The organism is Leptotrichia sp. SK-5, from assembly GCF_055387215.1.
This window is the reverse complement of record NZ_AP028931.1, coordinates 1,505,566-1,517,280: the sequence shown is the minus strand read 5'-3', so window position 1 is coordinate 1,517,280 and position 11,715 is coordinate 1,505,566. Positions and strand designations below refer to the sequence as shown.

The following is an 11,715-nucleotide window of genomic DNA, read 5'->3' as shown; positions in this document are numbered from 1 at the left end:
TAATTGTATGAATGACAGAAGAAAAAGAGGGTTGGAAAAGGAAATATCAAGAATTATCGGAATGACACTTTTAACAGAGATAAAAAATGATAAAATAAAAAATCTCGTATCAATTCACAAGGTTGAGCTGACAAAAGACGGACGGTATCTTGATTTAACTTTTTCAATACTGGATTTGAAAGATAATGTAAATAAAGAAAAAATCGCTGAAGATTTGAATAAATTAAAAGGTTTTTTTAGGAAAAAAATTGGTTCACAACTGTCGATAAGATTTGTTCCAGAAGTGAGAATTCATATGGATGACAGTGTTGAATACGGAGTAAAAATTGCTTCGATACTGAATGAAATAAAAAAGGAAAATGACAATATCGAGTAACAGAAATACTGGACTGCTTTAAAAAAATATGAGGTAGTCCTGCAACTATACAAAAAAGGAAGCGATTAATCTTGTAATGAAATGGGAATTAAAAAGCTATAATGAAGATTATTTGACATCAAAAAGTTCTGAATTTGGTGAAAGCAAGTTAATTTCAAGGCTGCTTTTAAATCGGGAAATTAATACAAAAGAAAAGGTTTCTAAATTTTTAAATTCAGATAAGAAGGACATCCATAATCCATTTTTATTTGAAAATATGGAAGAAGTTGTAGAAAGAATAAAAAAAGCTGGAAGAAATAAGGAAAAAATTGTAATTTACGGAGATTATGACGTTGACGGAATCTCTGGAGTAGCGTATCTCGTAATAATGCTACGAAAATTGGGGCTTAATGTTGATTATTATATTCCAAATCGGGTTCACGAGGGAATAGGTATAAATAAAAATCTTTTGAATTTTTTGAAAAAACGGGATGCAAAGTTGTTTATAACAGTTGATATTTCAATAAATAACTGTGAAGAGATATTGATGTTAAAAAATAGCGGTATCGACATAATTATAACAGACCATCATAGACAGATTGGGGTTCTGGAGGATAGGGAGCAGGAAAAAGAATTGGGCATTCTTACAATAAATCCAAAGACCAGCAGTACTTATCCAAATAAGTCCTTGTCAGGCTCTGGAGTTGCCTTTAAACTTGCGGATGCCATTTATGAAAGATATGGTGCAAATAAAAAAATACTGTATGATTATATGGATATTATAATGATTGGAACAGTTGCAGATGTTGTACCAATGACTGATGAAAATAGGTTTATCATAAAAAAAGGTCTAAATAATTTAAAAAAAACCAAAATAAAAGGTTTGAAGTATATTATTAATTATTTGAAGATAAATCCTAGAAATATAACAACCAGTGATATAGGATTTTTCATTGCACCAATTTTCAACGCACTTGGGAGAATTGATAATTCAAAGATTGTTGTAAATTTCTTTATTCAGGAAGATGACTTTAAACTTTTCTCAATAATTGAAGAAATGAAACGCGCGAATAAAATCAGGCGTTATTTGGAAAATGAGATTTACAATGAGCTGGAAGAAAAAATACAACGCCTGGAACGTCCAAAATATATTTTTATGAAAAGCAGAAAATGGCATTCTGGCGTAATTGGTGTAGTCTGTTCAAGAATTTCCATCAAATACAACATACCAGTAATTTTGATTTCAATAAAAAATGGATATGGAAAGGCATCATGCAGAAGTATCGAAGGAATTAATATTTTCGATATTTTAAAAAGTGTATCAGACAAACTGGAGAGGTTTGGAGGGCATGACTTGGCGGCAGGATTTCTTGTTTCAGAAAAATATTTAGGTGAAATTGAAAAACATCTGCGGCAAAGACTTGCAAGAAAAAACAGGGAAAATGTGCAAAAAACTTTGTATGTTGACGCATGGTTGAATATTGAATATTTAAACAAAAGAAAATTGCACGAAATAAACAGGCTGTCACCTTTTGGGCTGGATAATCAGGAGCCAAATTTTATGGATTCAGATGTAAGTTTTCTTAATTTGACAAAATTTGGGATAAATAACCGGCACTTTAAGGGATTTATTAGAAAAAATAACCGTATTATTTCAGTAATTGGATATAATTTAGGACATAAATTGAAGGCAAATAATTTTTATAAGAAAAAATTTAAAATAGTTTATACTCCGATATTTAAGTCTGGGCATTCGGATTTATTTATCGAATTGAAAATAAAGGATTTTAAGTAAAAATAAATTAATAAAAAAATTATATATAACAAAAAATTTTAGGAGGAATTAAAGAAATGGCAGTAAAAAAATTAAATGAATCTACTTATGAAGTATCAGCAGTTAGAGAAGGAGAAGAGTTAAAACATTTAAAGGAACATGTTTTAGTACATTTTAAAGATGCAAAAGTCGACGGATTCCGTCCAGGACATGTACCTGCAAAAGTGATTGAAAAAAAATTCAAGAAAGAAATTGAAGGGGAAATCTTAAATCATATTATTTCTGATGAATATAGAAAAGCGGTTGCAGAAAATGAATTAAAACCAATTGCTGATATTAAACTTGAAAAATATGAACTTAACGATGATAAAGTTGAAGTAGTATTTACAATACCTGTATTGCCTTCATTTGAATTGGGACAATATAAAGGTGTGGAAGTAGAAAAAGAAAAAGTGGAAATTACTGATGAAAAAGTAAATGAAGAAATCGAAAGATTAAGAGAAAATGCAGCAAAATTAAAAGAAGTTGCAGAAAATGAAGAAGCTAAAAACGATGATGTTGTAAATATTAACTTTGAAGGATTTATAGATGGCAAGGCATTTGATGGCGGAAAAGCTGAAGGATATGACTTGACATTAGGTTCTCACAGTTTTATCGATACTTTTGAAGATCAAATTGCAGGGCATAAAAAAGGCGATGAATTTGAGGTAAATGTTACATTCCCTGAAGAATATCATGCTGAAAGCCTAAAAGGAAAACCAGCTTTATTCAAAGTAAAAGTAAATTCAATCAAGAGAAAAGAAGAAGCTGAATTAAATGATGATTTGGCAAAAGAATTAGGATTTGACTCTGTTGAAGATATGACAGCTAAAACTAGGGAAAATATTACAAAAAGAGAAGAAGCAAGAGCTGAAAATGAATTTAAGAACAAAGTTATTGACGCTGTAGTAAGTGGAACGGAAGTTGAAGTTCCAGAAGCATTGGTTCAAAGAGAAATTGACTATCAAATCAACAGATTTGCACAACAATTGCAAATGCAAGGAATTAATCTTAACCAATACTTCCAAATGACTGGACAAACAATGGAAGCAATGAGAGAAAGCTCAAAAGAAAATGCTGAAAAATCAGTAAAAACAGAATTAGTACTAGCTGAAATCGCAAAAGCTGAAGGAATTAAAGCAACTGATGAAGAAGTATCAAAAGAAATCGAAACATTAGCTGCGATGTATGGACTTGAAAAAGACGCATTAATTGCCGATGTAAGAAAAAATGGAAACTATGAAAGATTCATTGATGAAACAAACTACAGATTAGTAAATCAAAAAACAATTGATTTATTAGTAAAAGAAGCAAAAGTTAAATAATAATTTTGAGAAAATTGTTAAATAAAAAGAATATTTTGATTTTAGAAGAATTTTGTGATAAAATAGTTTATTGCGGAATTCTTTTTCTCTATATTTAAACTGCAAAATTTAAAAGCAATTTTACTATAGTTTTGTAATAAAGAGAAAATAAAAAATGAAAGAAAAATTGACAGAAATAGGAGGAAATAATATGTCAGCATATAGTCCAGTAGTTATTGAAAATGATGGGCGTGGGGAAAGAAGCTATGATATTTATTCAAGACTTTTGAAGGATAGAATAATTTTTGTAAGTGGAGAAGTTGAGGATGGAATGGCAAATGCGATTGTCGCTCAATTGTTATTTTTAGATGCACAGGATAATGAAAAAGATATTGTTATGTATATAAATAGTCCGGGAGGAGTAATTACCGCTGGACTTGCGATTTATGACACAATGCGTCACATTAAAAGCGATGTTTCTACAGTATGTGTAGGACAGGCGGCAAGCATGGGAGCAGTGTTATTGGCGGCTGGAGCAAAAGGAAAAAGATACTCATTACCAAATTCAAGAATAATGATTCACCAGCCACTAGGCGGAGCAAGAGGTCAAGCAACAGACATTCAGATTCAGGCAAAAGAAATTGAAAGAATGAAGGAAATTACAAGCAAAATTTTATCAGAAGCAACTGGAAAATCAGTAGAAGAAATCTACGCAGATACTGAAAGAGACAATTTTATGTCACCAGAAGAAGCTGTAAATTACGGATTAATTGATAAGATATTGTAATTATTTTCAAAAGGAACTATGATTGAATAATTTACTAAAAATGATTTTAATTATAAGTTTTTTAATTTACTTAATTAATAATAATTTTTATGTATTATTTATTTCTAGTTCATTTTAAGCAAGGGTATCAGACGCCATACCCTTGCATCCCCGCTTTACGCAAAACTTTCTTATAAAAGAAAAAGAAAACTCGCTTTTGAATATAGGTTATTTTGCTATAAATAAATGTATATGATTTAAAAATTTTTACAAAAGCTCAAACAGTTCTTTTTCTTTTAACGAAATTTTGCTTATTATAACGAAATAATAGATTTTTTTATTAAATATAGGTAAAAGTATAAATTTTAAAGAAAAAACGAGGTGAAAAATATTGGCAAATAAGAAAAAAAATTACTGTTCATTCTGTGGCAGGGAAGAGCATGAAGTGGAACGATTGATACAAAGTCCTGAAGAGGATGATGTGTTTATCTGTAATGAATGTATAGAAGACAGTGCTGAATTACTGGACAGTTTTAGAGAATATGACGAAAATGAACATAACAGGGAAATCACTCTATTAAAGCCAAAAGAGATAAAGGCAAAACTTGATGAATATATTATCGGACAGGAACAGCCTAAAAAGGTGTTATCTGTGGCGGTTTATAATCATTTTAAGAGAATAATGCACAAACAGAAAAATGTAGATAATGATGTGGAGCTTCAAAAATCAAATGTACTGCTAGTAGGGCCTACTGGAAGCGGAAAAACCTTGCTTGCACAGACACTGGCGAAAACATTGAATGTTCCTTTGGCAATTGCAGATGCAACGACATTGACAGAAGCTGGATATGTTGGGGATGATGTCGAGAATGTACTTTTAAAGCTGATAAAAGCGGCTGATTATGATATTGAAGCAGCAGAGCATGGAATAATTTATATTGATGAAATTGACAAAATCGCTAGAAAATCGGAAAATATGTCAATTACAAGGGATGTTTCTGGAGAAGGAGTACAGCAGGCATTACTTAAAATTATTGAAGGGACTGTTGCAAGTGTGCCGCCACAAGGTGGAAGAAAGCATCCAAATCAAGAAATGATTGAAATTAATACAAAGGATATTCTATTTATCGTTGGTGGAGCATTTGAAGGCTTGGAAGCGAAGGTTAAGGATAGAGTTAATGAAAAAAGAGTTGGATTTGGGCTGGAAACAAATAATACAAAACTGGATGATTTGACTTTATTTGAAAATGTACTGCCTGAAGATTTAATAAAATTTGGGCTGATTCCTGAATTAATTGGGCGGTTACCAGTAATCACAGCACTTCATGGACTTGATGAAGAGGCTATGATTAAGATACTAACAGAGCCTAAAAATTCGCTTGTTAAGCAATATAAAAAATATTTTGAGATGGAAAATGTTGATTTGGAATTTGAGAAGGATGCGATTACAGAAATTGCACAGCTGGCGCTTAAAAGAAAAATTGGAGCGAGAGGACTTCGTTCTATCATTGAGAGCGTTATGACTGATCTGATGTACGAAATTCCATCAAAAAACAATGTTAAGAAAGTAATAATTACTAAAGAAGCAGTTACAGATAAAGAGAAGGTAATTGTTGAATAATGTTTAATAATTAAAACAAAGTATGAAAGGGGAAATTATGCAAAATAAACCATTTATAGCTACAAGAGAATTAGTTGTCTTTCCAGGTGTTGTAACTCCGATTTTTATCGGTAGGCAGTCAAGCCTGAAAAGTCTTGAAGAAGCAATAGCAAGATATGACAGTAAACTAATTCTTTCAGCACAAAAAGATGCAAATGTAGAAGAGCCAAAATTTCCAGAAGATGTGTATGAAACAGGAGTACTGGTTCATGTAATACAGACTGTAAAAATGCCAAATGGAAATGTAAAAGTTCTAGTTGAGGCAAAACATAGGGTTTTAATCAATCAATTTCCAAAAGATGATAAAGGCATTGTTTATGCTGAATATGAAGAAATTTTTTCAAAACCAATTGACGAAAGTAAAGCTGAAGCACTAAAACGTAGGGTTATCGATGAATTTTCAAATTATGCACAAAAAACTAATAAAGTACTGCCTGATATTATTTACAATATAAAAGAAATAAGTAATATTGACAAAGTTTTTGATTTGATTTGTACGAACTTGATGGTTGCGGTGGAAACGAAACAGGAGTTGCTTGAAACACTTGATGTAGAAGCAAGAGCGTATAAAATTTTGGGTATTCTTGAGAGAGAAATTGAGATTTTTATGCTTGAGCGTGAAATTGAAAATCGTGTGAAGGAACAGATGGCAGAAGTTCAGAAAAACTATTATTTACGTGAAAAAATTAAGGTAATGCGTGAAGAAATGGGTGAAGGAACTGATTCTGACGAGGAACTGGAGGAACTTGACCAAAGAGTTAAAGATGCGAAAATTCCTCAGGAACTAAAGGATAAGCTAGTAAAAGAGCTTTCAAGAATGAAGAAAATGCCAGACTTTTCTGCAGAATCTTCAGTAATTAGAACATATCTTGAAACTGTACTTGAATTACCATGGGAAGTTTCTTCAAATGATGAAATTGATATTGAAAAAGCTGAAAAAATTCTAAATGAGGATCATTACGGACTGGAAGAAGTTAAGGAAAGAATATTGGAATTTTTGGCAATAAAAAAATTAAACAATACATTGAAAGGTTCAATTATCTGTCTTGTGGGACCTCCAGGTGTAGGGAAAACATCACTTGCACATTCAGTGGCACGTTCAATGAACAGAAAATTCACAAGAATTTCGCTTGGTGGAGTAAGAGATGAAGCTGAAATTCGTGGACATAGAAGAACTTATGTAGGAGCAATGCCAGGAAGAATTATAAATTCTTTAAAACAAGTTGGTGTAAATAATCCGGTAATGCTGTTTGATGAAATTGATAAAATGGCTTCTGACTTTAGAGGAGATCCCGCTTCAGCAATGCTGGAAGTTTTAGATCCTGCACAAAACAACTCATTTGAAGATCATTATATTGACCATACTTTTGACTTGTCAAACGTATTTTTCATTTGTACAGCAAATGATTTGGGCGGAATTCCAGGACCGCTTCGTGACAGAATGGAGATTATCTCAATCGAATCATACACAGAATTTGAAAAATTAAATATTGCAAAAAGATATTTAATACCTCAAACACAAGAAGAAAACGGATTAAAGGAATTCAAAATTTCATTTTCTGATAAAGCAATCATGAAGATTATAAATGAATATACAAGAGAAGCTGGAGTAAGAAATTTACGAAGAGAAATTGGTAAATTATTCAGAAAAATAGCAAAAGAAATACTTGTATCAAAATCTAAGAGCCAAAAAATCTCTGTTTCTGAAACAAAAATCAAGAAATATTTAGGAAATGCAAAATTCAGAGCAGATAAAGTCAAGGAAAAAGAAGGTAAAATTGGTGTTGTCAATGGACTTGCATGGACAGCAGTCGGAGGAACAACTTTAGAAGTGCAGGCAGTAAAAATGGAAGGAAAAGGTGTACTGCAGCTTACAGGAAAACTAGGAGATGTAATGCAGGAATCAGCTAGAGTGGCTTATTCTTACGTACGACATATAAAGAATGAACTTGGAATCAAGGAAAAATTTAACGAAACAACAGATGTTCATTTACATTTTCCAGAAGGAGCAGTGCCGAAAGATGGGCCATCAGCAGGAATTACAATTACAACAGCAATAATTTCAGTATTGACTGATAAGGAAGTTAGGCAGGATGTGGCAATGACTGGAGAGATTACGATTACTGGAGAGGTTCTGGCAGTTGGCGGAATAAAGGAAAAGGTAATTGGGGCTCACAGGGTTGGAATAAGAGATGTTGTACTTCCTTATGACAATAAAGTTGATACAGAGGAATTGCCAAAGGAAATTGCAGACCAGATGAAATTCTATTTTGCGAAAACTTATGACGATGTTAAAAAGATTGTTTTTGTGGATAAGAAAAATAAAGAAGTAAAGAAAAGCAAGGCTGTGAAAAAATAAATATATTGATTTAAATATTGGGAAATTCTATTTTATAGAGTTTTCCATTTTATTTTGAGAAAATAATAAAAGAGAAAGAAATATGAAATTATTTTATCCTAAATTTGAACAAAAAAAAAGGAGTAATATCTCTGTTAAGATATAACTCCTTATTCCAAAGTTTCTTAATTTTTCAAAATCTATTTGATTTTATAATTACTTGTTATACAAGAATTTATGTAAAGAATATATTTATTTATAAGAAATTAATTCACAGTTTAACTAAATGGATTAATTGCCCATCTAAATGTCTTGTTGTAATAATTACTGTCTAAACTAGAAACTGTTACTCTTCTACTTCCAGAAGAAGCGTGAATAAATTGTCTATTACCCATATAAATACCTACATGAGAAATACGACCTTTTCCAGTTGTTTCAAAAAATACCAAATCACCTTTCGTCATATTCATTGATGAAATTCTTGGTTTAAATGTTGCTTGTGAACTTGAAACTCTAGGCAAGTTTACATCAGCAGCTTTTTTGAATACATAACCAACGAAGCCAGAACAATCAAAACTGTTAGGACCAGTTGCTCCCCAAACGTACGGTGAACCTAATTTTGTTTGTGCAAAAGAGATAATTTGATCTCTTACTGCTGTAGAAGAACTTCCACTACTTTTCACCTCTTGTTTTGGTTTTGATACAACGGATAAATCTATAGTTTTATTACTATAATGATTTTTGATTGTATTTTGTAAATCTGCAAATGATAAAGCAGATATAACTAAAGCTCCAGCTAGCATCAATATTTTTTTCATTAGAACCTCCAATCTACCTTTGAACTTTGGTAAATATATTATAGCAACATTGTCTTTTATTTTAGTTTTTAAAAAATTAATTTTAGATTAATTAAATGATAGTATAACTTATAAAATTGTTTGAAACAACTAAATTAAAGTAAATTAAATTGAATTTATAGCATATTTAATAGTCCAAAATTAATTATTTTACTTCTACAATAACTTTTCCATTAGCACTATTCGTTTCTAAAAATTTATGTGCCAAAGAAATTTCATTTAATGTAAAAATTTTTGCAATTCTTGGCTTTATGCCATGTTTTTCAATAAAATCAAACATTTCTTTATATTGTATCTTTTTTGACAATTGTGCTGTTAAATGAAGTTAGGTAGGATTCTGAAGGAATTTCGTCAAGCGGCTCAAAATTTTTAATTACCCATCCTCCAAGACAGCCTGTCATGCAGACTATTCCACCTTGTTTCACAGATTTTAAAGAATTTTTCAAAGTGGGAGTGCCGATTAAATCAAGAACTTTGTCAACTCCGTATGGAAAATATTCTTGTAACTGAGTGTCAAAAGTTTCATCTTGAATTAGGACAAAATCTGCTCCTATTTCTTTTAAAAATTCAACTTTAGTCTTACTTCTTGATGTTGCAATCACGGTGTTCCCAAAACTTTTGGCAAGCTGGATTGAAGCAAGGGCAACTGAACTTGTTCCGCCACGAATCAACAGAGTGTCAGTGTTTTTTAACTGCAGGCTTTTGAATAAAGAGCCGTAAGCTGTGTAGTATAATTCAGGATATGCTGCAAGCTTTGACAGTCTGTTTCTGAAAGACTTATCGGATAAACTTGAGAAGACGGTACAAGCACATATTCTGCGTAACTTCCGTTAAATTCACGCCCCAAGCCATTCATCATTGTAAAAACTCTATCTCCTTTCTGAAAATGGCTATCAGAAGCATCTTCAATAACGCCAGCACATTCAATTCCAATCACACGTGGCAATTTCACAGAAGGAGAAAATCCATCTCTAGTAAATATTTCAGCCCGATTTATTCCAAAAGCCTTAATTTTTATAAGAACCCAGCCATTTTTTACTTTCGGAATTTCAATATTTTGAATTTTTAAATCATCAGCAGTACAAGGTTTTTCAAGAACAACAGCTTTCATAGCATTTTTTTTATTTGACATAGTAAAATTCCTTTCTTACTTTTAAATTTTAATTGACAAAAATAATTCTTTGTAGTATTATACTATATAGAAGTAAAAGTCAAGAAAATTTTGTTTAGGTTAGGAGGCTATGATGAATAAAAAAGTAAATTTGGGAATATATATAAGCAAAATTAAGCAGACGCACGATAGAATCTTAAATTATATTCTTTCAAAAAGAGAAATTACCGTTTTTAATGGTGAACGTGGGAAAATCTTGCATATACTCTGGGAGAAGGATAATATAACGTGCAAGGAATTGTCGGAAAAAACGGGGCTTGCGATAAATACGCTTACGCCAATGCTGGATAGGATTGAAAAGGCTGGTCTGATAGAAAGAGCGCCACATCCTGATGATAGACGGAAAGTGCTGATAAGACTTACAGAATACGCACAAGGCTTTAAAAAAGAATATGAGGAAATTTCTGAAACTATGACAAATTATGTTTATGAAGGTTTCTCGCAAAAGGAAATTGAGATGTGTGAAGGGTTTTTTAAAAGAATTTCACAAAATTTAGAGAAAGTTGAAAAGGAAAGAAGCAAGAAATAACGGGAAGGAGAGAATATGAATAAAATTATAGAATTTCAGAATGTGAATAAAGTGTATCCAAATGGAAATGAAGCTGTAAAGGATATGAATTTTTCGATAAATGAAGGAGAATTTATTGTGTTTATCGGAACTTCGGGAAGCGGAAAAACTACAGCTTTGAAAATGATAAATAGGCTGGAGGATGCGACTTCTGGGAAAATAGAAATAAAAGGGAAAAATATTTTTGAATATAATATTCATAAAATGCGTTGGAATATGGGTTATGTTCTACAGCAAGTGGCTTTATTTCCACATCTGACAGTAGAAGAAAATATAAGTATCGTGCCTGAACTGAAAGGGTGGAAGAAAGAGGAGATTAAGGCAAGGACAGAGGAACTTCTGGAAATGATTGGGCTAGAAAGTGAGAAATATTTAAAAAGAATGCCGTCTGAATTGTCTGGCGGGGAAGCACAGAGAATCGGAATTGCAAGAGCATTAGCAGGGAATCCTGAAATTATACTTATGGATGAGCCTTTTAGCGCGTTAGATCCAATTACAAGGAAAAGTTTACAGAAAGACATAAAAGAATTGCAGCAGAAAATTAATAAAACGATTGTTTTTGTAACGCATGATATTGAAGAAGCCTTTTATCTGGGAGATAGGATTTTTATAATTAAGGATGGGAAAATCCTTCAATCTGGGACAAAATCAGAATTAATTAATAATCCGAAAGATGAATTTGTAAGGGAATTTATTAGTTTGGAGCAAAATAAGAATATTGAAAATGAAATTGATAAAAAAATTATTGAGAAATTGAAGGAAAATGGGGAATATGAGAAAATGATTTTAGAAATAAAAAAAATATAAATAAAAATGAAAAAAATTTTTAAAAGATTATTATTTTAATAGTTTTCAGACATGCCTTAATAAAGAAGTAATTTTA

The 11,715-nt window shown here is 31.4% G+C and carries 12 protein-coding genes; 8 read left to right on the top strand and 4 right to left on the bottom strand.

Annotation, left to right across the window (positions count from 1 at the left end; translation table 11 throughout):
• Positions 1-7 precede the first annotated feature (7 nt).
• The 6 genes from rbfA to lon all read left to right on the top strand — a co-directional run bounded on the left by rbfA (position 8) and on the right by lon (position 8,257).
• Positions 8-376, top strand: coding sequence for a 30S ribosome-binding factor RbfA (gene rbfA, locus ACZ5B9_RS07690; RefSeq protein ID WP_464422071.1), 369 nt, complete (start codon positions 8-10; stop codon positions 374-376).
• 76 nt (positions 377-452) lie between these two features.
• Entirely contained in the window at positions 453-2,150 is a 1,698-nt protein-coding gene (recJ, locus tag ACZ5B9_RS07685) for a single-stranded-DNA-specific exonuclease RecJ (RefSeq protein WP_464422070.1), read from the top strand.
• A 56-nt stretch (positions 2,151-2,206) separates the two neighbouring features.
• Positions 2,207-3,493 carry a trigger factor gene (gene tig, locus ACZ5B9_RS07680; RefSeq protein ID WP_464422069.1) on the top strand — a complete coding sequence of 429 codons (1,287 nt, stop codon included), beginning with the start codon at positions 2,207-2,209 and terminating at the stop codon, positions 3,491-3,493.
• A 190-nt stretch (positions 3,494-3,683) separates the two neighbouring features.
• Positions 3,684-4,259, top strand: coding sequence for an ATP-dependent Clp endopeptidase proteolytic subunit ClpP (clpP, locus tag ACZ5B9_RS07675; RefSeq protein WP_026746415.1), 576 nt, complete (start codon positions 3,684-3,686; stop codon positions 4,257-4,259).
• Between the two features lie 370 nt (positions 4,260-4,629).
• Positions 4,630-5,859 (top strand): ATP-dependent Clp protease ATP-binding subunit ClpX, encoded by a 1,230-nt coding sequence (clpX, locus tag ACZ5B9_RS07670; protein ID WP_021769173.1) that lies wholly within the window; start codon positions 4,630-4,632, stop codon positions 5,857-5,859.
• Between the two features lie 37 nt (positions 5,860-5,896).
• The gene (gene lon, locus ACZ5B9_RS07665; protein ID WP_464422068.1) at positions 5,897-8,257 is read left to right on the top strand and encodes an endopeptidase La; all 2,361 of its coding nucleotides are present in this window, start codon (positions 5,897-5,899) and stop codon (positions 8,255-8,257) included.
• Between the two features lie 257 nt (positions 8,258-8,514).
• On the opposite strand, the gene ACZ5B9_RS07660 is transcribed toward lon, so the two are convergent.
• The 4 genes from ACZ5B9_RS07660 to ACZ5B9_RS07645 all read right to left on the bottom strand — a co-directional run bounded on the left by ACZ5B9_RS07660 (position 8,515) and on the right by ACZ5B9_RS07645 (position 10,225).
• On the bottom strand, positions 8,515-9,054 hold the full coding sequence (locus ACZ5B9_RS07660; RefSeq protein ID WP_021769175.1) for a C40 family peptidase: 540 nt from the start codon (positions 9,052-9,054) through the stop codon (positions 8,515-8,517).
• A 184-nt stretch (positions 9,055-9,238) separates the two neighbouring features.
• On the bottom strand, positions 9,239-9,373 hold the full coding sequence (locus ACZ5B9_RS07655; protein ID WP_464422067.1) for a zinc-binding dehydrogenase: 135 nt from the start codon (positions 9,371-9,373) through the stop codon (positions 9,239-9,241).
• A 4-nt stretch (positions 9,374-9,377) separates the two neighbouring features.
• Positions 9,378-9,764, bottom strand: coding sequence for a zinc-binding dehydrogenase (locus tag ACZ5B9_RS07650; protein WP_464422066.1), 387 nt, complete (start codon positions 9,762-9,764; stop codon positions 9,378-9,380).
• Positions 9,765-9,781: 17 nt separating this feature from the next.
• Positions 9,782-10,225 (bottom strand): alcohol dehydrogenase catalytic domain-containing protein, encoded by a 444-nt coding sequence (locus tag ACZ5B9_RS07645; RefSeq protein ID WP_464422065.1) that lies wholly within the window; start codon positions 10,223-10,225, stop codon positions 9,782-9,784.
• Positions 10,226-10,337: 112 nt separating this feature from the next.
• Between ACZ5B9_RS07645 and ACZ5B9_RS07640 the strand changes: the two genes are divergently transcribed.
• Positions 10,338-10,793 (top strand): MarR family winged helix-turn-helix transcriptional regulator, encoded by a 456-nt coding sequence (locus tag ACZ5B9_RS07640; RefSeq protein ID WP_464422064.1) that lies wholly within the window; start codon positions 10,338-10,340, stop codon positions 10,791-10,793.
• A gap of 15 nt (positions 10,794-10,808) precedes the next feature.
• Entirely contained in the window at positions 10,809-11,639 is an 831-nt protein-coding gene (locus ACZ5B9_RS07635; protein ID WP_464422063.1) for an ABC transporter ATP-binding protein, read from the top strand.
• The last annotated feature ends 76 nt before the right edge of the window (positions 11,640-11,715 follow it).